This is a genomic window from Variovorax sp. 10N420, from assembly GCF_056394705.1.
This window is the reverse complement of sequence record NZ_JBFTIJ010000001.1, coordinates 302,372-324,054: the sequence shown is the minus strand read 5'-3', so window position 1 is coordinate 324,054 and position 21,683 is coordinate 302,372. Positions and strand designations below refer to the sequence as shown.

Genomic DNA, 21,683 nt, shown 5'->3' with positions numbered 1-21,683 from the left:
CGGGCGCCGCCTACTTTCCACCACCTGACTTGAGGTTTCCTGAATTGATCAACATCAAACGACTCGCGGTATGCGCCGTCCTGATGAGTGCCACCGCTGCATGGTCCCAGAACGTGACGCTGCCATCACCGCAGAATGTGCTGCAACTGTCGGCCGACTCGTCGGTCGAGGTGCAGCAGGACCAACTCAGCATGACGCTTTCGACCACGCGCGACGGCTCCGACGCCGCCAGCGTCCAGAGCCAGCTGAAGACGGCCCTCGATGCAGCGCTCACCGAAGTGCGCAAGAACGCCCAGGCGGGCCAACTCGACGTTCACACCGGCAGTTTCAGCCTCTTTCCCCGACGCAGCCGCGACGGCAAGCTGACGGGCTGGCAAGGCACCGCCGAACTGGTTCTCGAAGGCCGGGACTTCCCGCGCATCGCCCAGACGGCGGCGAAGATCTCTACGCTGACCGTCAGCAACGTCGGCTTCAGCCTGAGCCGTGAGCAGCAGGCCAAGTCGCAAACTGAAGCACAGGCGCTTGCAATCGACAACTTCAAGCAACGCGCCGACGAACTCGCCAAGCGCTTCGGCTTCAGTGGCTATACGCTTCGCGAGGTGTCGGTCAACGCCCACATGGGCGGCCCGATCCGCCCGCGCATGATGGCAATGGATGCAGGCGCAAAGATGGCTTCGGCCGACGCGCCGGTGCCGATCGAAGCCGGCACCACGACCGTCATCGTCAACGTCTCGGGCTCTGTGCAGCTCAAGTAAGACCGCCTGCTGCAGGCTGGGGCTGGACGTCGCCTACTGCGCGGTCCAGCCGCCGTCGACCTGCCAGGCGACGCCCCGCACCTGATCGGCCGCCGGCGAGCACAGGAACACCGCGAGCCCGCCTAACTGATCGACTGTGGTGAATTGCAGCGACGGCTGCTTTTCACCCAGCAGGTCGTTCTGCGCCTGGGCGACTGAAATACCTTCGCGCGCCGAGCGGTCATCGATCTGCTTTTGCACCAGCGGCGTCAAGACCCATCCCGGACAGATCGCATTGCAGGTGACGCCGGTGGTGGCCGTTTCGAGTGCCACCGATTTCGTGAATCCGACAATGCCGTGCTTGGCTGCCACGTAGGCCGACTTCTGCGCCGACGCGACAAGGCCATGCGCCGATGCGATATTGATGACACGGCCCCAGTTGGCCTCCCGCATTGCCGGTACGGCCAGCCGGGTCGTGTGGAAGGCACTGGAAAGATTGATGGCGATGATGGCGTCCCACCTTTCCGGCGGAAAGTCCTCGACCTTGGCAACGTGCTGGATTCCGGCGTTGTTGACCAGGACGTCGATGCGGCCGAAGTGGGCGGCAGCGAACTTCATCATGTCCTCGATCTGCGCTGGCTTGCTCATGTCCGCGCCGTGGTATTCCACCTTGACGCCCATAGCGGCGATCTCGGCCCGCGGGCCATCCGCGTCGCCGAAACCATTGAGCACGATGTTCGCGCCTTGCTGCGCAAGCGCCTTCGCAATAGCAAGGCCGATGCCACTGGTGGACCCCGTGACAAGCGCGGTTTTGCCTTTGAGCATGATGACGATCTCCGAATGAATTAGGATGCAACGAGACCATTATCTTCACCGCGAATTCGCTTCTTCCATGACCGCGCTCGCTTCTCATCACGTCCTCCGTGAGGCTTGCTGGCAGGCACCGCGGGCAATCCTTCTGCATTCGACAAAGTGAAGCGCGAACAGACCAATTTGCACGTCCCGCCCGCTTCGGATTCGCAGGTGGTCGACTATCCGCTGTCGGCGGCAACCGCCGAGCGCGCGCCGGTGATGGAGAACATGCTCGCGCGGGCGCGGGCTTTCGCCGAGCCCCTGATCGCGGACGAAACGCTGGACACTGGCGAGAACACGCTCTCCCATGCCGATGCGGTTGCGGCCATCGTCTCGTCGATGGGCGGGTCGGAGGCCATGCAGGCCGCCAGCTATCTTGTCTATTCTTGCCAGCACCTCAATCGGCCGCAGGAAGTCATCGCCAAGGTTTTCGGCGACAACTTCGCGGCGCTGGCCGTGGAGACAACGAAACTCGTGCACGTGCAGAAGCAGGCGCGCTCGGCCACTGCCAGCGTTCATGCGGCGGATGGCGTCGGCGCCCAGACCGAGAACGTGCGCAAGATGCTCCTTGCGTTCTCGCGCGATCTGCGCGTGGTGATGCTCCGTCTCGCGTCGCGACTGCAGACGCTGCGCTACGCCGCCGCGAGCAAGCGCCCGCCGCCCGAGAACGTGGCGCGCGAATCGCTGCAAGTGTTCGCGCCGCTGGCCAATCGCCTGGGTATCTGGCAGGTCAAATGGGAAATCGAGGACCTCTCGTTCCGTTTCCTCGAGCCGGAGACCTACAAGCTCATAGCACGACTGCTCGACGAAAAGCGCGTCGAGCGCGAAGGCTATGTCGAGCAATTGAGGACACGTCTCGAAAGAGACCTGGCTGCCGAAGGAGTCAGGGCCAAGGTGCAGGGGCGGCCGAAAAACATCTACAGCATCGTCAAGAAGATGCGCGGCAAGTCGCTCGACTTCGCACAGGTCTTCGACATCATGGCGCTGCGCGTGGTTGTCGCGGACGTCAAGGATTGCTATGCGGCACTGGCGTGGGTGCATTCTCATTTCCAGCCGATCGACGAGGAGTTCGACGACTACATCGCGCGCCCGAAGCCGAACGGCTATCAGTCGCTGCATACGGTCGTTCGCGAAGTCGTCGATGGGCATGCGGGCAAGCCGATCGAGATCCAGATCCGCACGGAGGAAATGCACGACCACGCGGAGCACGGCGTGGCCGCGCACTGGGCCTACAAGGAAGCGGGGCACAAGGGATATGCGGGCGTCTGGGCGAGCGGCGAATACGACGCCAAGATCGCAGTGCTCAGGCAACTGCTCGCGTGGGAGCGGGACCTGTCCGGCGGCCAGCAAGGGCAGGGCCTTTTCGACGACCGCATCTATGTGCTGACACCCGATGCGGCAATCGTCGAACTGCCGCAGGGTTCGACGGCGGTCGACTTTGCCTACACCGTTCATACGAGCCTTGGGCATCGCTGTCGCGGTGCGCGCGTCGACGGCGCAATGGTGCCGCTCAACACGCCGCTACAAAACGGGCAGACCGTCGAAATCATTGCAGCCAAGGAAGGTGGCCCATCGCGAGACTGGCTCAACGCCGAGTTGGGCTATCTGGCGAGTCATCGTGCGCGCGCGAAGGTGAGGGCATGGTTCAACGCACAGATCACCCACGAGACCGTCGCGCGTGGCCGGGAAGCCGTCGAACGGCTCCTTCAGCGCGAAGGAAAGACCGCGCTGAAGCTCGACGACCTTGCGTCGCAACTGGGTTTCAAGTCCGCTGACAACCTCTTCGAAGTGGTGGGAAAGGACGAGTTCTCGCTGCGCAACATCGAGGTGCTGCTGCGGCCGCCCGAGCCAGCGCCCGGGCCGGACGATGGGGTCATCATCAAGAAGGCGCGCGGCAGCGACCAGGCAGGGCGCGGCGGCGTGCTGGTCGTCGGCGTTTCGTCGTTGATGACGCAACTCGCCAAGTGCTGCAAGCCTGCGCCGCCCGATGCGATTCGCGGCTTCGTGACCAAGGGCCATGGCGTGAGCATCCATCGCGCCAACTGCAGCAACTTCCGCTCGATGGCCAGTCAGAACGCCGAGCGCGTCATCGATGTCGAATGGGGCGTGCAGAAAGGCGATGCCGGCTCCGTCTATGCAGTGGACGTGGCCGTCGAAGCGGCCGACCGGCAGGGCCTTCTGCGCGACATCTCCGACGTCTTCGCGCGCGAGAAGATGAACGTCATCGGCGTGCAGACGCAGTCGGTGAAGGGCACCGCGTGGATGACGTTCACCATCGAAATCAGCGATGCCGCACGCCTCACTCAGGTGTTGGGTGTGGTGTCGGGAGTGACAGGTGTGCGTTCTGCACGACGCCGTTAAAAAGTGCTCTCGGAGCCTGCTACAATTCGGCCTCTCGAATACAACCTAGGCGCGTAGCTCAGCTGGTTAGAGCACCACCTTGACATGGTGGGGGTCGTTGGTTCGAGTCCAATCGCGCCTACCAATTTTTGGTCACAGCATCTGATTAACCACCAGATGCGCAGCTGATCAAAGTCTTCTTCCTCTCTCCTCTTCCCTCTGTTTTTCGGCATAGCTCAGCCATCGTTCTATGGCGTTCGGGCGACTGGCGACTGACGCGGCAGTTGTGTTACCTTGACTGCATTCACCTCAATGCACCAGGTTTAGGAACCGATGAATACTGCCGCCGAGATCGATCCTTCGCAGGAAGAACTCCGAATCGCGGCGCTGGTGCGCCAGGCGCCGCTCGAATTCGCTCGCGTGGTCTACGGCCTCAACGATCGCGCCAACGGGCGCGCTGGAACCATGGCCGCTGAAGACGTCGCCCGAACTGTCCGCCACGGGACGCCCGTCACACGGGAACGCGCCGAGCAGCGGGCCCGCGGCTACCTGCCACTCGCAGGCCAGGAACACTGCCCTCGCTGCTGGGTGTTCAACGGCACGAAGAACCCACTGCAATATCGCGAAGCGACCGACACCCGTCCCGAGACTGGAATTTGCAAGACATGTGGCGCCGAATACGCGACATCGGTGGACTGAAGCTTCTTCCTCTTTGGCTTCTCCCGCTCCTTCTTCTCCGGTCAGGGTAAACCTTGGCGCAGTGCAATATGAGCGCTCCCTAGAATTGTTCGCGCACCAATTGTTGCGAAACCGAAGGAGTTCCTAGTGCAGAGCAAGAAGTCCGGTGTGAAGCCGGTCCAGCGGGTGATCAAGAAGTATCCGAACCGAAGGCTCTACGACACGGAAACCTCCAGCTACATCACCCTTGCGGAGGTGAAGCAGCTCGTCATGAACAAGGCATTGTTCGTGGTGCGCGACGCCAAGACGGGCGACGACCTCACGCGGAGCATCCTCTTGCAGGTCATCCTCGAGGAAGAGGCGGGCGGGGCGCCCATGTTCACCGAGCAGGTTCTCGCCAGCATCATCCGGTTCTATGGCCAGGCGATGCAAAGCTACATGGGGCCGTATCTCGAAAAGAATATTCAGGCGATGGCAGAGGTGCAGGCCCAGCTTGCCGAAAAGTCCGAAGGGCTGACGCCGGAGATGTGGTCGAGATTCATGGCCTTGCAGTCTCCGGTGCTTCAAGGACTGATGGGGAATTACGTCGAGCAGTCCAAGAATGTTTTCCTGCAGATGCAGGAGCAGATGCAGAAGAACACTGAACAGGTCCTGGGCGCCTTTGGCATCAAGCGTCCCTGAAAGAGGCAGGACGGTCGATAGCTGGGACAATACGGGGATATGAGCGAAGTTGCCTCCCCCGAACGAATTGCCGCGCCAACTGCGCCGAAAGTTGGTTTCGTGAGCCTTGGTTGCCCAAAGGCCCTTACCGACTCCGAATTGATCCTTACCCAACTGAGTGCCGAGGGCTACCAGACTTCGAAGACCTTCGAAGGTGCCGACCTGGTGATCGTCAACACTTGCGGCTTCATTGACGACGCCGTCAAGGAGAGCCTCGACACGATCGGTGAAGCTCTGGCCGAGAACGGTCGCGTGATCGTCACTGGTTGCCTGGGCGCAAAAACTGGTGACGGGGGCGGCAACCTCGTACGCCAGATGCACCCGAGCGTGCTGGCAGTCACCGGTCCGCATGCGACGCAGGAAGTGATGGATGCGGTGCATGCGAACCTGCCCAAGCCGCACGATCCGTTCATCGATCTGGTGCCGCAGGCGTTCGGGGTTGCCGGGCTGAAGCTCACGCCGCGCCATTACGCGTATCTGAAGATCAGCGAGGGATGCAATCACCGCTGCACGTTCTGCATCATTCCTTCGATGCGAGGAGACCTCGTATCGCGGCCGGTCGGCGACGTGCTTTCCGAAGCCAAGGCTTTGTTCGAGGGTGGCGTCAAGGAACTGCTCGTGATCAGCCAGGACACGTCTGCCTATGGCGTAGACGTGAAGTACCGCACCGGATTCTGGGACGGAAAGCCGGTCAAGACGCGAATGCTCGAGCTTGTTCGGACGCTGGGTGAAATCGCAGCGCCCTATGGGGCGTGGGTGCGCCTGCACTATGTTTATCCTTATCCGAGCGTCGACGAGATCATTCCATTGATGGCCAGCGGACAAGTGTTGCCCTACCTCGATGTGCCGTTGCAGCACAGCCATCCCGACGTTCTGCGCCGCATGAAGCGGCCAGCAAGCGGCGAAAAGAATCTGGAACGCATCGCGCGCTGGCGGGAGGTCTGTCCCGAATTGGTGATTCGGAGCACCTTCATTGCCGGGTTCCCCGGTGAGACGGAGGAAGAGTTCGAGCACTTGCTCGATTTCATCCGCGAGGCGGAGATCGACCGCGCAGGCTGTTTCGCCTATAGCCCTGTGGCGGGCGCCGCTGCGAACGACATTGCAGGGATGCTGCCGGAGGGAGAGCGCGAAGCACGGCGTGCGCGCTTCATGGAAGTCGCGGAGGCCGTGTCGATTGCCAAGCTGCGCAAGCGAATCGGCGCCACGATGCAGGTGTTGGTGGATTCGGCACCCGGGTTGGGACGCAAGGGCGGCGTCGGTCGCAGCTACGCCGATGCGCCCGAGATCGATGGCATCGTGCGGCTGCTGCCGCCGGAAAAGATCAGCAAGACATTGAAGGTCGGTGAGTTCACTCGCGCACGCGTCGTCGGCGCTGAGGGACACGACCTGATTGCGCTGCCCATTTGATGTTGGTGATGTTGGGCAGCCCCAACGAAAAAGCCACCGGAGACCGGTGGCTTGAATCGAAAAACCCGGAAAGGGTGAACTTAAACTTGGTGCCCAGAAGAGGACTCGAACCTCCACGATGTTACTCGCTAGTACCTGAAACTAGTGCGTCTACCAATTCCGCCATCTGGGCCCACATACCTGCAAAAGCAGTTATGTTTTGAATTTCAGGAAAGAAGGAGATCATATCAAAAATATTGGCCATCCCAGCGGCTTGCTGGATGAAGTTGAAGGCACAGTCCAAGGACATCGCGATGGTCACGGCTTCGTGCAACGCGATGACGGTGAGGCCGACATCTATCTGCCCCCGAACGAAATGCGTGCCGTGTTGCACAAGGACCGCGTCAAGGCGCGCGTCGTGCGGCAGGACAGGCGCGGTCGCCCCGAGGGCCGCGTGGTCGAGATCATCGAACGCTCCGGGCAGCCCATCATCGGCCGCTTGCTTCATGAGGGCGGAGTCTGGCTCGTGGCGCCGGAAGACAAGCGCTACGGACAGGATGTTCTGATTCCCAAGGGCGCAACAGGCACGGCAAAGGTCGGGCAGGTCGTCGTCGTTCAGTTGACAGAGCCGCCCGCGCTGTTCGGGCAGCCTGTGGGGCGCGTGAAGGAAGTGCTCGGCGAGATTGACGACCCGGGCATGGAGATCGAGATTGCCGTGCGCAAATACGGCGTGCCTCACGAGTTCTCGGAGGCTTGTCTTGCGGAAGCGAAAGCCTTGCCCGACAAGGTCCGCCCAACCGACAAGAAGGGGCGCATCGACCTGACGGACATTCCGTTGGTCACGATCGACGGCGAAGACGCGAGAGACTTCGACGACGCGGTGTATTGCGAACCGGCGAAGGTCGGCCGAGGCAAGGGTTGGCGTCTGCTGGTTGCCATTGCGGACGTGAGCGCCTATGTGCAGACAGGCTCTGCGATCGACATCGATGCATACGACCGAGCGACGAGCGTGTACTTTCCGCGCCGTGTCATTCCGATGCTGCCCGAGAAACTGTCGAACGGGCTGTGCTCACTGAACCCCGAAGTCGAACGGCTGTGCATGGTCTGCGACATGTTGGTTGCGGCCGATGGTGAAATCTACGCATACCAGTTCTATCCCGCGGTCATGTTCAGTCATGCGCGGTTCACGTACACCGAAGTGGCGGCGATTCTCGGCAACACGCGCGGACCGGAAGCTCAGAAGCGCAAGGACCGAGTCAAGGATCTGCTGAATCTGCACGACGCGTACCGTGCTCTGCTCTCGCAACGTTCAAAGCGCGGTGCTGTCGACTTCGAAACCACCGAGACGCAGATCATTTGCGACGACGCTGGCCGCATCGAGAAGATCGTGCCGCGCACGCGCAACGAAGCGCACCGCCTGATCGAGGAGGCGATGCTCGCGGCCAACGTCTGCAGCGCCGACTTCATCGCAGAGGGCAAGCACCCCGGTCTCTACCGTGTGCACGAAGGCCCGACGCCCGAGAAGAAGGAGATCTTGCGCGGCTATCTCAAGGCCATGGGCGTGGGGCTTTCCATCACGGACGATCCGAAGCCGGGCGAGTTCCAGGCGATTGCCAATGCAACTAAGGAGCGCCCCGACGCGCAGCAGATCCACACGATGCTGCTGCGTTCGATGCAGCAGGCGATCTACACGCCGATCAACAGCGGGCACTTCGGGCTGGCCTATGAGGCCTATACGCATTTCACGAGCCCGATTCGCCGCTATCCGGATTTGCTGGTGCATCGCGTCATCAAGGCGATCCTTGGAAAAACCAAGTACCAGTTGCCGATGTTGCCGACACCCGGCGAGGCACATGCCAAGCTCGCCAAACGGCTGGCTTCGCGCGTGAAGTCGCCCACTGCGAAGCCGCAGAAGGCCACCGTGGCACCGAGCAAGGAGGTGCAAGCCTGGGAAGCCGCCGGCCTGCATTGCAGTGCCAACGAGCGCCGGGCCGACGAAGCCAGCCGCGATGTCGAGGCCTGGCTGAAATGCAAGTACATGCGCGAGCATCTCGGGGAGGAATACGGCGGCGTCGTCACGGCGGCCACGACGTTCGGCATCTTCGTCACGCTCGATGCGATGTACGTTGAAGGGCTGGTGCACATCACGGAACTCGGAGGCGAGTACTTCAAGTTCGATGAGCAGCGACAAGAATTGCGGGGCGAACGCACGGGGATCCGCTATGCCATCGGAACCCGCGTCCGCGTGCAGGTGAGCCGGGTCGACCTGGACGGCCGCAAGATTGACTTCAGGCTGGTGCGCGAAGGCGAGGAATTGGGCACTCGCGCCATGAAGGACAAGGGCGTCGCGCCGAGCGGCGTGCCTGTCAAGGCATCGGCCAAGCGAAGTGCGCGCAAGAAACCCGAAGCATTTGCGGAGCGCGATGACCGAGCGGTCGAGCGAGCGCCACAATCGGCGATGCAGGCTTTCAAGACAGCCGTCAAGAAGGCGACCAACAAGATGAAGGGGCGCAAGGCGCGCCGCTGACCCAAGGAGTCATGAATGAGCATGGAGAACAAGAGCCGCATCGCAATCGTCACCGGTGCCGGAACCGGCATCGGCCGCTCTGCCGCGCTGGCATTGCTCGCGGACGGCTGGAGCGTTGCGTTGGCGGGTCGCCGTCTTGAACCGTTGCAGCAGGTGGCGAACGAGTCGGGCGCTGGGGCGCGAGCTTTCGCGGTGTCGACCGATGTGGGCAATCCCGAATCGGTGCAGGCGCTGTTCGCCGGGACGGTCAAACAGTTTGGACGCGTGGATCTGCTTTTCAACAATGCCGGCGTCGGCAATCCGCCAGGGCCATTCGAGGATTGGACACCTGAACAATGGCGGGGTGTGGTCGACATCAACCTGAGCGGCATGTTCTATTGCATCCAGCAGGCGTTTCGGACGATGAGATCGCAGACGCCGAAGGGCGGGCGAATCATCAACAACGGGTCGATTTCTGCGACCGCCCCCCGGCCGAATTCAATCGCCTATACGGCGACGAAGCACGCGGTCGAAGGGTTGACCAAGACGGCATCGCTCGATGGCCGCAAGTACGACATCGCAGTCGGTCAGATCGACGTCGGCAACGCCCTGACTGAACTGGCGGCCCGTATGACGAAGGGTGTTCCGCAGGCGAATGGCGAAGTCGCGATCGAGCCCGTGATGGATGTGTCCATCGTGGGTCAGTCGGTGCTTTACATGGCAAACCTGCCGCTGGAAGCAAACGTGCTTTTCCACACGGTAATGGCGACCAAGATGCCCTTTGTCGGGCGCGGCTGAAAGTCAGATCAACGGGCGCCGGCAGGGACGCTGCCGGAGGCGAGAGCCCCCGCTGTGAGCGGAATGTCGGCTGGCCAGCGATCGGCCAGATCGCCGTGGTGCCAGACGGCTTCCAGGGCTGCGGCAAACGCGGATCGGCCGGCCGCCAGCGCAGCGCCGGTCATCCCTGCAAGTACGTCGCCGGTCCCGGCGGTCGCCAGCCGCGCGTTGCCGCTGGGATTGATCACCGGCACTTCATCGGGCGCGGCGATCACAGTACCTGAGCCCTTGAGCACAACAGTGGCGCCGAATTGCGCTGCAAGCCGAGTGGCGGCTGCGATACGGTTGTTCTGGATGTCGGCGGTGGCCGCTCCGAGCAAGCGAGCCGCTTCGAGTGGATGCGGTGTGAGGATCGTCGGCCGTCTGGAGCGTGTACGCGCAATCAGCAGACCCTGCAGGGCGCTATCGCCAGCGATCGCGTTGAGCGCATCCGCGTCGACCACGAGTCCCGCAGCAGTCTCCAGAACGTGCGGCAACACGTCGGCCACGAGCGCCCCCCCGCCGCATCCGCAGACGACAGTCATCCCTGCAAGGTCCAGGGTATCGGGGCGGCGGAACATCAGCTCCGGTCGCAGGACGTCCAGTGGAACGATGCCCGCGTCAAGTGGCGCGACGAATACGCGCCCCACGCCGGCGTTGACCGCGGCGGAGGCCGCCAGGAGTGCGGCTCCCGCCATGCCCGGGGCGCCACCAATCACTGCGAGGTCGCCGTAACTTCCCTTATGGGATGCCTGCACACGGGGCAGGTGTACCGGAATGCCAGGAAGGCGGGCGACGGGCTTTTCGGAAGCTCCAGAGACACCGAGGTCGTCAAACCAAACATCCCCTGCTGCATCGCGACCCTGCGCAGTGAAAAGGCCCGGCTTGAGTGTCAGAAGGCTCAGGCATGCACGGCGCGAGGCGCTTCTGCCGGGCCGCGGAGGAGCAAGGTAGTTCAAAGAGAGGGTGCCGGTGTCCGCATCCAGGCCCGAAGGTGTGTCGATGCTCAGCACCGGTGCATGACTGCCGCCCATGAGTCGCAGCCAGTCCAGCATCAAACCGCCGGGTGGTCTTGCAGCGCCGATCCCCAGCAGTGCGTCAATGGCCAGGTCATAGTTCGACGGCGGAGCTTCTGAAAAAAGCACGCCGGCCTTCTGCGCGCGCTCAAGGGAGGCCTTGGCGTCCGCGGTTAGCCGGTGGTCGTGGCCGATGCGCGTGACGATGGTGGCGAAGCCGCGTGTCTGCAAATGGCAGGCAGCCTCGAAGCCGTCGCCGCCGTTGTTGCCGGGGCCGCAAGCAATCCAAATGTGCCGAGCGTGCGGCGCGATGGCCATCGCCAGGCGGGCGACCGCGAGTCCTGCGCGCTGCATCAACTCATGAGGCGGCAACGCGGCAGCAGCAGCCTCTTCGATCCGGCGCACCGCCGAAATGTTGAAGAGGTCGGCTGAGGTGGAGGAAGCAATGCGATGCACGTCTGGATGCCTCGAACGTCAACGTTGCAGCAGGCGCTCGACTCCCAACCCCTCGAGATCGATGCCAGGATCCCGGCCTGACATGAGATCTGCAAGCACGCGCGCGCTGCCGCAGGAGAGAGCCCAGCCGCTTGATCCGTGGCCCAGATTCAGCCAAACGCCGGGTACCCCGCTCGGGCCGATCACGGGAGGTCCGTCTGGCAGCATCGGCCGTGCACCTTTCCATTGCTGGACGCCTGAGCGGAGCGTTACCGCGCCGGGGAACCAGTCCTGCAGCACCTTGTAGAGCGTCTGCAGGGACGCAGGATTGAGGGTGTCGAGCGAGCCGCCCAGCTCGGCGCTCCCCGCCACTCGCACGCGCTGGCCCAATCTTGAAATGGCAACTTTGTAGCGCTCGTCCATGACTGCACTACGCGGCGCATTGAGCGACTCGCGGATGCTGGCGCTGATGGAGTGCCCGTAGACCGGTGCGAGCGGAACACGCAAGCCCAGCGGCCTCAGCAGGTTGGCCGAGGCAACGCCGGCGCACACCACCACCGCATCGAAGCGGTGGCCCTCGGAGCCGCTCGCCAGCGCGAGTTCGGTGGGAGCCGAGCGCTTCATGGGCGCGAGGTCGCAATTGAAATGAAACTGAACGCCCAAGGCCTCGGCTTCCCACTTGAGAAGCAGCGCGAACTGCCTGCAATTGGCCACTTCGTCGTCAGGCAGGTGGATGGCGCCGGCGAGAGCGGTCTCATGGCTGAGCGCGGGTTCGATCTTGCGTGCTTCGTCGGCATCGATTTCGCGGAACGCAGCTCCGGCATCGCGCAGCACCTCAAGACCCGCCTGAACCAGTTTCTTCTCGCGCTTTGAGCGCAAGAGCACCAGATAGCCGTCGCTGCGTTCGTATTCCAGTTCGCACGCGGCGGTGATGGCGTGCAGGCGCGTGCGGCTGTAGAACGCCAGGCGCTGCATGCGTGCGCGATTGGCCAAGTAGGTTTCGAGCTTGCAAGCTCGCTGCCAATGCCCCATCCAGCGCACATCTCGAGCCGAAAGAGGCCAACGCAGCTTGATGGCGCCGTGCGTCGAAAAAAGCGACCGGAGGACCTTTCCGCGCATCCCCGGACCGGCCCATGGCGTCACGTATCCTGGCGCCACGACACCGGCATTTGCGAAACTAGACTCCTCGGCGGCGGCGCCGCGGCGCTCAAAGACAACGACGTCATGGCCGTCGCAGGCCAACTCCCATGCAGTGGTGACGCCGATGATGCCGGCTCCCACGATCGCTACTTTCATTCGGTACTTTGCGTCATTGATTTTTTGTTGAGAAGGCACGCTCGGCCTGCAGCGCGGCCGCCAGCACCGTGTCGTCGCGCAGGGCGGCGTGCCAGAGCATGAGGCCCACGGGCAGTTCCCCCGCCGCATGACAGGGAATGGAAATCGCGCAGCCGTCGAGCATGTTGACGACCGAAGGATTGCGCAGCAGCAACGCGTTGATCTTGAAAAATGCCGCATCGCGCTCCTCTCCCGGGGCGACGCTCGCGATGGGAGGGGCCACCATCGGGACCGTGGGTGAAAGGACCGCGTCGAAGGGCGCGAGAGCGGTTTCCATGCGAGAGATCCACGAGCGGCGGGCGTTGACCAACTCGATGTACTCGTACGCCTTCATCGTCGCACCCTTCAGGATGCGCTGCGCCACGCGAGGGTCATAGCCAGCTCCGCTGCGCTCCAGCAGCAGCCGATGCCACGCATAGGATTCGGCCGCTGAAAACCCGCCGGTTGCGTTGATCGCAGGGAGGTCTGCCAGCGCTGGCAGGCTGACTTCTTCGATGTGCGCGCCGGCTTTCCGCAATATTCGGAGCGTTCGTTCGAAGGCGCCAGCTACAACTTGCTCGAGATCGTCCTGAAACAGCTCCTTGGCGACGGCGAAGCGGTAGTTCGCCAGCGGTGCATTTCCGGGCGTGGCTCGACGGGCCGCCAGGATTTCGTGGACGGTGACAGCATCGCGCACCGACCTTGTCATCGCGCAGACGGTGTCGAGGGTGGTCGAAAGCGGCAGCGCGCCATCGGCCGGGACGAGCCGCGCCGTGCTCTTGAAGCCGACGATTCCGTTCAGGGCCGCTGGAATCCGGATCGATCCGCCTGTATCTGAGCCGAGCCCCACGAAGGCCGCGCCCGTGGACACGGAGATCGCCGCGCCGGAGGACGATCCTCCAGGGATCCGCGGCGTTGTCGGGTCGCTCGGGTTCACCGGGGTTCCTAAATGCGGATTGACACCGACACCCGAGAAGGCGAATTCGGTCATGTTTGTGCGCGCCAACAATGCGCCCCCGGCGTGCCGGAGGCGTGCGACAGCGACGGCGTCAGCCTTGGCTGGTGGCGCGTGGGAAAGTACAACGGACCCCGCGGGGGTCGGCTGGTCAGCGACGTCGAACAGGTCTTTGATGGAAAAGGCCAGGCCGGCTAAAGGCGTATGCGCGGCCGCATTGGTGGCTTCCCTGCGTGCCTCGGCGAAGAATGTGCGTGTGAACGCGTTCTTGCAGGCGGGTGACTCCGCGGCAGCCACGGAATGCTCCATTTCAGTGCGCGCGTCGGAGGCGCCCGTCATCAGGGTGATGCGGGTGGCGTGCAAGTCAGGTCGCATGGTGATTTGGGGCCGAAAAAGGGGAGAGGTGGGTGCTATACTCTTTGGGTTTCGCTCCGGGTACTTTTACTCACTTTCCCGGGTATTTTTCCAGGGCGAAGCACATCCGCAAACCAGCCCACTCAAGGTGTTGTGAGTCTTCGAATTTCATCGAAAGAAGGCGCACAAAACGGGCTGGATTTTAGACCCAACCTTTGGAGTTATTGCTATGTCGACGACCATGCGCGAAATGCTCGAAGCCGGTGTCCATTTCGGTCACCAAACGCGCTTCTGGAACCCCAAGATGGCCCCGTACATCTTCGGCCATCGCAACAAGATTCACATCATCAACCTGGAAAAGTCGCTTCCGATGTTCCAGGACGCGATGAAGTACGCCAAGCAGCTCACGGCCAATCGCGGCACCATCCTGATGGTGGGCACCAAGCGCCAAGCTCGTGAAATTGTCTCCGCCGAGGCGCGCCGCGCCGGCGTGCCTTACGTCGAAACCCGCTGGCTCGGCGGCATGCTGACCAACTTCAAGACCGTGAAGACCTCGATCAAGCGTCTGAAGGACATGAAGGCTCAACTCGAAGCCGGCCTCGATAGCCTGAGCAAGAAAGAGCAGCTCACCTTCACGCGCGAAATTGAAAAGCTCGAAAAAGACATCGGCGGCATCCAGGACATGACCGCTTTGCCGGACGCTATCTTCGTGATCGACGTCGGCTTCCACAAGATTGCAGTTGCCGAAGCCAAGAAGCTCGGCATCCCGCTGATCGGTGTGGTTGACTCGAACCATTCGCCTGAAGGCATCGACTACGTGATCCCCGGCAACGACGACTCGTCGAAGGCTGTCACGCTGTACGCCCGCGGCATCGCGGATGCGATCATCGAAGGGCGTTCGAGCGCGGTCAGCGACGTTGTCAAGGCTGTGTCCGAAGGCAACTCCGACGAGTTCGTCGAGGTCGAAGAGGGCGCTTCCGCCTGATTCAAGCTCGTTCGAGCCTGAAGAAGGGGCCTCGAAGCCCCTTTTTTTTAATCTGATTTTCGCGGCGCCCGGTGTGGGCGGCTGCAATGACAAACCGAACGGAGAGTACACATGGCAACAATCACCGCAAGCATGGTCGGCGAACTGCGCGCGAAGACTGACGCACCCATGATGGAATGCAAGAAGGCCTTGACCGAGGCTGAAGGCAATATGGAAAAGGCAGAAGAGCTTCTGCGCATCAAGCTGGGCAACAAGGCCGGCAAGGCATCCGGTCGAATCACTGCCGAAGGCGTGGTCACGGCATTCGTCGAAGGCGACGCTGGCGCGATGATCGAAATTAACTGCGAAACCGACTTCGTGACGAAGAACGACAGCTTCCTCGCGATGGCCAATGCTGCCGCAATGCTGGTCGCCAAGCACAACCCTGCTGATCTGGCGGCCCTCGGCGCTCTGCCGTACGAGCAAGACGGTTTCGGCCCCACGCTTGAAGACGTGCGCAAGGGTCTCGTCGGCAAGATCGGCGAGAACATGAGCTTCCGTCGGTTCAAGCGCTTTGCTGGCAATGGCAAGGTGGCGTCATACCTGCATGGCACGCGCATAGGCGTCATGGTCGAGTTCGAAGGCGATGACACTGCCGCCAAGGACGTGGCAATGCACGTGGCGGCCATGAAGCCGGTCGCAATTTCGGCAGCTGACGTTCCGGGCGAACTGATCGAAAAGGAACGTGCCGTCGCTGCCGGCAAGGCCGAGGAAGATCGCAAGGCAGCTGAAGCCGCCGGCAAGCAACCTCAGCCTGCGGATATCGTTGCCAAGCGCATCGAAGGTGGCGTGCAGAAGTACCTCAAGGAGGTTTCGCTGCACAACCAAGCGTTCGTCAAGAACGACAAGCAGACCGTCGAGCAGATGCTCAAGGCAGCTGGCACGTCGATCAAGGCCTTCACGCTCTATGTGGTGGGCGAAGGCATCGAAAAGAAGGTCGACGATTTCGCAGCCGAGGTCGCCGCCCAAGTCGCAGCGGCCAAGGCTGCGGCTTAAGCCGATATCAGGCAATGGTGCGCATTGCTCCATTGCCTGCTCGCTACCACGTCTTACACTCGCACCCGCCAACCTCAAAGGAAATCCTCCATGCCTGAAGCCCGCCCAGCCCACAAGCGAATCTTGTTGAAGCTGTCGGGAGAGGCATTGATGGGCGACGACGCCTTTGGCATCAATCGCGCAACGATCGTCCGTATGGTTGGCGAGGTGGCAGAGGTGGTGAACATGGGCGTCGAAGTCGCAGTTGTGATCGGCGGCGGAAACATCTTTCGTGGCGTTGCCGGCGGTTCCGTCGGAATGGACCGCGCCACGGCCGACTACATGGGCATGCTGGCGACTGTCATGAACGCACTTGCCTTGGCCGACGCTATGAACAAGCAAGGCCTCATTGCGCGCGTGATGTCCGCCATCGCCATCGAGCAGGTCGTCGAGCCTTATGTGCGCCCCAAGGCCCTCCAGTATCTGGAAGAAGGCAAAGTGGTGATTTTTGCTGCCGGCACCGGCAACCCGTTCTTCACGACGGACACTGCCGCGGCGCTGCGCGGCGCCGAAATCGGGGCCGAGCTGGTCCTCAAGGCGACCAAGGTCGATGGCGTGTATACCGCCGATCCCAAGAAAGACCTGAGCGCAACCCGCTATTCGATGTTGAGCTTCGACCAAGCTATCGCTCAAAACCTCGGCATTATGGATGCCACGGCTTTTGCGCTGTGCCGGGACCAGAATCTGCCGATCAAGGTGTTCTCGATTTTCAAGAATGGCGCGTTGAAGCGCGTCGTTATGGGCGAGGACGAAGGCACGCTGGTGCATGCCTGAGCGGAGAAAGTATCTATGACCATTGCAGACATTCGAAACGCAACAGACGCCAAGATGAACCAATCGCTGGCGGCGTTCCAAAACAACCTCACCAAGATTCGGACAGGTCGGGCAAGTCCCGCTCTGCTGGACTCCATCCACGTCGAGTACTACGGTTCGTCGGTGCCGCTGTCCCAAGTTGCCAACGTTGCACTGCTCGATTCGCGGACCATCAGCGTTCAGCCTTGGGAAAAGGGTATGGGCGCCAAGATTGAAAAGGCGATTCGCGAAAGCGACCTCGGCCTCAACCCCGCTTCGATGGGGGACTTGATCCGCGTTCCGATGCCTCCCATGAGCGAGGAGCGGCGCAAGGAAATGACCAAGCTGGTCCGCAACGAAGGCGAAAGCGCGAAGGTCGCCACGCGGAATCTGCGGCGCGATGCAAACGACGCAATCAAGAAACTGGTCAAGGACAAGCTGGCATCCGAAGACGATCAGAAGCGCGCAGAGGCTGAAATCCAAAAGGTCACCGACCGACACATTGCTGAGATCGACCGGCTGGTGACAGCCAAGGAAGCCGAGATCATGGCGGTCTGACATGAAGAGTCCGCGCGCGATTCCTCATCACATTGCCATCGTCATGGACGGGAATGGGCGCTGGGCAACGCGTCGTTTCCTGCCGCGGGTGGCGGGGCACAAGCAGGGCGTCGAATCCTTGAGGCGATGCGTCAAGGCTTGCGTGGCGCGTAGTGTCGCTGTGCTGACGGTCTTCGCCTTCTCGTCGGAGAACTGGAATCGACCCATCGAGGAAGTGTCCGGACTAATGGACTTGATGGTTGGTGCGCTTGCTCGTGAGGTTCCGAAGTTGAGCCACGATGGCGTCCGCCTTCATTTCGTGGGTGAGCGGGGGGGGCTGTCCGAGAAGATCGCGGCCGGGCTGATCCAGGCGGAAACTGCGACGGCTCACAATAGTCGACTAGTTCTCAACGTTTGTTTTAACTACGGCGGCCGCTGGGACATTGCCAGGGCCGCGGCGCAACTGGTGGCTCGAGGCGAAGCGCTGACGGAAGCCAATCTCGATGCCGCCATGGCGCTCTCGCACGTACCGGACCCCGATCTATTCATCCGCACCGGTGGCGAACAACGGCTTTCCAATTTTCTTCTCTGGCAGAGCGCCTATTCCGAGTTGTTCTTCAGTGACAGGCTTTGGCCCGATTTCGATGAAGCCGCACTGGACGAGGCTATTGATGCGTACCAGCTTCGCGAGCGTCGATACGGAAAAACGTCGGCGCAGGTCCGGTTGCCGGCTCGGCCTGATCAGCAAGTAGCCTGAGCGCATGCTCAAACAACGCATCATCACAGCGGCCGTCTTGCTGGCGATCCTTCTCCCAGCGCTTTTCTATCCGTCCTACGTTCCCTTCGGCTGCGTCATGCTCGCCTTGATCGGCGCCGCTGGCTGGGAATGGGGCCGCCTCAATGGCTACGGTCAAGCCGTATCGCTGTTCCTCGGGGTCGAAATCGTCTTGCTTTGCTCGCTGTCCTGGTGGCTGGGACTGCTCGATGCGCCCCTGCTTCTCGTCTGGATCGTCGCCAGTGCTGCCTGGGTATTGGGTGGCGCCGCACTGCTCCGGGTTGCAGTGCCAGGATGGCCGCGAGTCCCCAAGGGATTGCGGTTGGTAGGAGGCTTGTTGGCACTGTGGGTCGCGTGGCTTGCCGCAGTGCAAGCGCGGATGATCGGGATCAACTTCCTGTTGTCGATCCTTGTATTGGTGTGGGTCGCCGACGTGTTTGCCTATTTCGCGGGCAGGGCGTTCGGGCTCAAATTTACTCATAACAAGCTTGCGCCCAGCATCAGCCCCGGCAAGAGCTGGGAGGGCGTATGGGGAGGCATGGCTGGCGTGATCATTTTGGCCATCGCCTGGACCTGGAGCGACGCGGCGCTGCAGGCCACGGTCGTCAGCCTCTATACGCGGCTGGCTGATCGTGGCTGGTGGCTCCTGTTGATAGGCGTAATATTCCTCGCGGCAATGAGCGTGGTGGGTGATCTGGTCGAATCCTTGATCAAGCGAAGTGCGGGTGCGAAGGACAGCAGTTCCCTGCTGCCGGGGCATGGCGGCGTTCTTGATCGGGTTGATGCTTTGCTTCCGACGCTGCCTATCGCAATGATGTTGGCCTCCCTGTGAACTCAATCAGACAGCGCGTCACTGTGCTCGGCTCGACGGGGTCCGTCGGCGTGAGCACCTTGGACGTGATCGCTCGACATCCCGACCGGTTTGAAGTCTTTGCCTTGTCCGCGGCAACGAAGGTCGACGAGATGCTGGCGCAATGCGCGCGCTTCTCACCGAAGTTCGCCGCCATGGCCAGCGCGGCGCACGCGGATCTTCTTGCTGAAAAACTAAGGCAAAACGGAATACCTACACGCGTATTGCAGGGTAGGAATTCGATCGAGACGATTGCGTCCCACGACGAAGCGGATGTCGTCATGGCGGCCATCGTCGGCGCCGCAGGACTGGGGCCTTGCCTGGCCGCCGCTCAAGCAGGCAAACGGCTATTGCTGGCAAACAAGGAAGCCTTGGTCGTTGGCGGCGAACTGTTCATGAGCACTGTGCGGCAGGGCGGAGCGACCCTGCTGCCGATAGACAGCGAACACTCGGCGATTTTCCAGTCGCTTCCGGAAGACCCGTCGACGTGGGCGCGGCGGATCGACAAGATCATCTTGACTGCTTCCGGCGGGCCGTTTCGAACGCGTGAACCCGCATCGCTGATCAACGTCACGCCAGAAGAGGCTTGCGCTCATCCGAACTGGGTGATGGGCCGCAAGATTTCGGTGGACTCCGCGACCATGATGAACAAGGCGCTCGAAGTGATCGAGGCACGTCACTTGTTCGGAGTGCGGCCGGATCAAATCGAGGTCGTCATTCATCCTCAGAGCGTGGTGCACTCGATGGTTCAGTTTGCGGATTCATCTGTGATTGCCCAACTCGGAACGCCTGATATGCGTGTACCCATCGCCGTGGGGCTTGCCTGGCCTGAGCGGATCGAAAGCGGCGCGGGCAGACTTGATTTTCGTCAAATGTCGGCCTTGACCTTCGATCCACCCGACGCGGCGCTCTTTCCCGGCCTCGAACTGGCCTGGCATGCACTTCGCGCCGCTCCGGGGACGACGGCGATTCTGAACGCTGCCAACGAAGTGGCCGTTGAAGCCTTCCTGGACCGGCGACTTCGCTTCGACCGCATTCACGCAGTCAACATGGAAACTTTGGAGGCGGTGCTTCCCTCCAAGCCGGAGTCGCTTGGCGACTTGCTCGCACTCGATGCCAGCGCCCGTGCCGCAGCCAACGCAGCCGCATTGCGCTTCGCTGCCTAACCACCCACGATCGGAAATCCGATGCTCACAGTCGTTGCCTTCATCGTCGCGCTCGGCTTGCTGATCGCAGTTCACGAGTACGGTCACTACCGAGTGGCGGTGGCCTGTGGCGTGAAGGTCCTGCGCTTCTCGGTCGGATTTGGGGCGGCGCTCTATCGCTGGCAGCCGAAGCGCCAGCATCCTGGGCAGACCACCGAGTTCGTGATCGGCATGTTTCCGATCGGCGGATACGTGAAGATGCTGGACGAGCGCGAAGGCCCGGTGCTCCCTGAAGAGCGGCATCGCGCATTCAACACACAACCCTTGCGGTCGCGCGCTGCGATAGTCGCTGCGGGGCCCATTGCAAATCTGCTCTTGGCAGTGCTGCTCTATAGCGTCGTGAGTTGGGTTGGCGTCGAGGAGCCTTCCGCGAAGCTTGCGCGCCCCGTGGCGGCGTCGTTGGCCGAAGGCGCGGGGCTGCGCGGCGGAGAGCACATCACGCGGGCGGGCTTCGACGGTGCGCTGGAGCCGGTGCGGTCTTTCGAAGATCTGCGCTGGCGCATGACTCGTGGCGCCCTTGACGGGCGCGACCTTACGCTTGAGATTGCAGGTGAGGGCGGGCGCCCATCGCGCGAACTCATATTGCCGTTGAGCCGTATAGAGGCCAAGGACGCCGATGCGCAGATGTTCCGAAAGATCGGCATCGTTGCTCCATTGACGCGTCCGGAGATTGGCGAGGTGATGGCGAACAGTGCTGCGGAGCGGGCCGGTCTGCACGCGGGCGACGTCGTTCGGGAGGTGGGTGCGACCACGATCGTCGATGGCCAACAACTGCGTGAGGTGATCCGCGCTTCGATCGACGGCGACCAGCCGAGGGTCCAGCCATGGAGAGTCGAACGTGCCGGCCAGGTGCTGAAGCTCGATGTGGCCCCCGACGTTCGCGATGAGGCAGGCGTCAAGATCGGCCGCGTCGGTGCTTACGTCGGGGCTCCTCCTGAGATGGTTCTCGTGAGGCAAGGGGCCATTGACGGGCTCTTGCATGGGTTCGTTCGGACATGGGAAGTGTCCGCCCTCACGGTGCGCATGATGGCCAAGATGGTCGTCGGCGAAGCATCGCTCAAGAATCTGAGCGGCCCCCTGACGATCGCCGACTATGCGGGCAAGTCCGCAAGCCTTGGCATTACCCAATACCTGGTGTTCCTCGCACTCATCAGCGTCAGTCTCGGCGTGCTGAACCTCATGCCGTTGCCGGTCCTCGATGGAGGACACCTGATGTATTATCTTTGGGAGGGCCTGACCGGCAGGAGTGTCTCAGACGCATGGATGGAACGGCTTCAGCGCGGCGGTGTTGCGTTGTTGCTTGTCATGATGTCGATCGCACTTTTCAACGACGTCACGCGGCTCTTTGGTTAACTATCT

19 protein-coding genes and 2 tRNA genes are annotated in these 21,683 nt (G+C 62.0%); 16 read left to right on the top strand and 5 right to left on the bottom strand.

All coding sequences use genetic code 11. The features are described from left to right. The first annotated feature begins 83 nt into the window (after positions 1 to 83). Positions 84 to 755: an SIMPL domain-containing protein gene (locus AC1DEK_RS01540; protein ID WP_478123431.1), complete on the top strand. Its 672-nt coding sequence runs from the start codon at positions 84 to 86 to the stop codon at positions 753 to 755. Positions 756 to 788: 33 nt separating this feature from the next. Here the strand turns inward: AC1DEK_RS01540 and AC1DEK_RS01535 are convergent, their stop codons facing one another. Continuing rightward, positions 789 to 1,559 (bottom strand): 3-hydroxybutyrate dehydrogenase, encoded by a 771-nt coding sequence (locus AC1DEK_RS01535; RefSeq protein WP_478123430.1) that lies wholly within the window; start codon positions 1,557 to 1,559, stop codon positions 789 to 791. A gap of 246 nt (positions 1,560 to 1,805) precedes the next feature. Between AC1DEK_RS01535 and AC1DEK_RS01530 the strand changes: the two genes are divergently transcribed. From AC1DEK_RS01530 to rimO, 5 genes are all read left to right on the top strand, one after another. Further along, on the top strand, positions 1,806 to 3,947 hold the full coding sequence (locus tag AC1DEK_RS01530) for a RelA/SpoT family protein (protein ID WP_478123971.1): 2,142 nt from the start codon (positions 1,806 to 1,808) through the stop codon (positions 3,945 to 3,947). 47 nt (positions 3,948 to 3,994) lie between these two features. Then, positions 3,995 to 4,071 (top strand) — tRNA-Val (locus tag AC1DEK_RS01525). A 188-nt stretch (positions 4,072 to 4,259) separates the two neighbouring features. Then, entirely contained in the window at positions 4,260 to 4,625 is a 366-nt protein-coding gene (locus AC1DEK_RS01520) for a hypothetical protein (protein ID WP_478123429.1), read from the top strand. A 126-nt stretch (positions 4,626 to 4,751) separates the two neighbouring features. Next, a complete protein-coding gene (gene phaR, locus AC1DEK_RS01515; protein WP_478123428.1) occupies positions 4,752 to 5,285 on the top strand; it encodes a polyhydroxyalkanoate synthesis repressor PhaR in 534 nt (177 codons plus the stop codon). 39 nt (positions 5,286 to 5,324) lie between these two features. Continuing rightward, the gene (gene rimO / locus AC1DEK_RS01510; protein ID WP_478123427.1) at positions 5,325 to 6,731 is read left to right on the top strand and encodes a 30S ribosomal protein S12 methylthiotransferase RimO; all 1,407 of its coding nucleotides are present in this window, start codon (positions 5,325 to 5,327) and stop codon (positions 6,729 to 6,731) included. An 87-nt stretch (positions 6,732 to 6,818) separates the two neighbouring features. Here rimO and AC1DEK_RS01505 read toward each other — a convergent pair. Next, positions 6,819 to 6,903: transfer RNA gene (locus AC1DEK_RS01505), tRNA-Leu, on the bottom strand. Positions 6,904 to 6,984: 81 nt separating this feature from the next. Between AC1DEK_RS01505 and rnr the strand changes: the two genes are divergently transcribed. After that, complete coding sequence (gene rnr, locus AC1DEK_RS01500; protein WP_478123426.1) at positions 6,985 to 9,237, top strand: ribonuclease R; 2,253 nt, start codon at positions 6,985 to 6,987, stop codon at positions 9,235 to 9,237. Between the two features lie 15 nt (positions 9,238 to 9,252). Further along, positions 9,253 to 10,014, top strand: coding sequence for an SDR family oxidoreductase (locus AC1DEK_RS01495; protein ID WP_478123425.1), 762 nt, complete (start codon positions 9,253 to 9,255; stop codon positions 10,012 to 10,014). 8 nt (positions 10,015 to 10,022) lie between these two features. Here AC1DEK_RS01495 and AC1DEK_RS01490 read toward each other — a convergent pair whose 3' ends face one another. The 3 genes from AC1DEK_RS01490 to AC1DEK_RS01480 are packed head-to-tail and all read right to left on the bottom strand — an operon-like array spanning position 10,023 to position 14,127. After that, positions 10,023 to 11,504, bottom strand: coding sequence for an NAD(P)H-hydrate dehydratase (locus tag AC1DEK_RS01490; RefSeq protein WP_478123424.1), 1,482 nt, complete (start codon positions 11,502 to 11,504; stop codon positions 10,023 to 10,025). Positions 11,505 to 11,522: 18 nt separating this feature from the next. Then, positions 11,523 to 12,779 (bottom strand): D-amino acid dehydrogenase, encoded by a 1,257-nt coding sequence (locus AC1DEK_RS01485; protein ID WP_478123423.1) that lies wholly within the window; start codon positions 12,777 to 12,779, stop codon positions 11,523 to 11,525. Between the two features lie 13 nt (positions 12,780 to 12,792). Then, positions 12,793 to 14,127, bottom strand: coding sequence for an amidase (locus AC1DEK_RS01480; RefSeq protein WP_478123422.1), 1,335 nt, complete (start codon positions 14,125 to 14,127; stop codon positions 12,793 to 12,795). Between the two features lie 208 nt (positions 14,128 to 14,335). Between AC1DEK_RS01480 and rpsB the strand changes: the two genes are divergently transcribed. The 8 genes from rpsB to rseP all read left to right on the top strand — a co-directional run bounded on the left by rpsB (position 14,336) and on the right by rseP (position 21,677). Continuing rightward, complete coding sequence (rpsB, locus tag AC1DEK_RS01475) at positions 14,336 to 15,091, top strand: 30S ribosomal protein S2 (RefSeq protein WP_478123421.1); 756 nt, start codon at positions 14,336 to 14,338, stop codon at positions 15,089 to 15,091. Between the two features lie 111 nt (positions 15,092 to 15,202). Further along, the gene (gene tsf / locus AC1DEK_RS01470) at positions 15,203 to 16,126 is read left to right on the top strand and encodes a translation elongation factor Ts (protein WP_478123420.1); all 924 of its coding nucleotides are present in this window, start codon (positions 15,203 to 15,205) and stop codon (positions 16,124 to 16,126) included. Positions 16,127 to 16,216: 90 nt separating this feature from the next. Further along, the gene (pyrH, locus tag AC1DEK_RS01465) at positions 16,217 to 16,939 is read left to right on the top strand and encodes a UMP kinase (protein WP_478123970.1); all 723 of its coding nucleotides are present in this window, start codon (positions 16,217 to 16,219) and stop codon (positions 16,937 to 16,939) included. Positions 16,940 to 16,954: 15 nt separating this feature from the next. Continuing rightward, positions 16,955 to 17,515 carry a ribosome recycling factor gene (gene frr, locus AC1DEK_RS01460; RefSeq protein WP_478123419.1) on the top strand — a complete coding sequence of 187 codons (561 nt, stop codon included), beginning with the start codon at positions 16,955 to 16,957 and terminating at the stop codon, positions 17,513 to 17,515. 1 nt (position 17,516) lies between these two features. Continuing rightward, entirely contained in the window at positions 17,517 to 18,251 is a 735-nt protein-coding gene (gene uppS / locus AC1DEK_RS01455) for a polyprenyl diphosphate synthase (RefSeq protein ID WP_478123418.1), read from the top strand. A gap of 4 nt (positions 18,252 to 18,255) precedes the next feature. Further along, positions 18,256 to 19,101, top strand: a complete 846-nt coding sequence (locus tag AC1DEK_RS01450; protein WP_478123417.1) for a phosphatidate cytidylyltransferase — start codon at positions 18,256 to 18,258, stop codon at positions 19,099 to 19,101. A 5-nt stretch (positions 19,102 to 19,106) separates the two neighbouring features. After that, complete coding sequence (gene ispC / locus AC1DEK_RS01445; protein ID WP_478123969.1) at positions 19,107 to 20,285, top strand: 1-deoxy-D-xylulose-5-phosphate reductoisomerase; 1,179 nt, start codon at positions 19,107 to 19,109, stop codon at positions 20,283 to 20,285. A gap of 21 nt (positions 20,286 to 20,306) precedes the next feature. Next, positions 20,307 to 21,677, top strand: coding sequence for an RIP metalloprotease RseP (gene rseP, locus AC1DEK_RS01440; protein WP_478123416.1), 1,371 nt, complete (start codon positions 20,307 to 20,309; stop codon positions 21,675 to 21,677). The last annotated feature ends 6 nt before the right edge of the window (positions 21,678 to 21,683 follow it).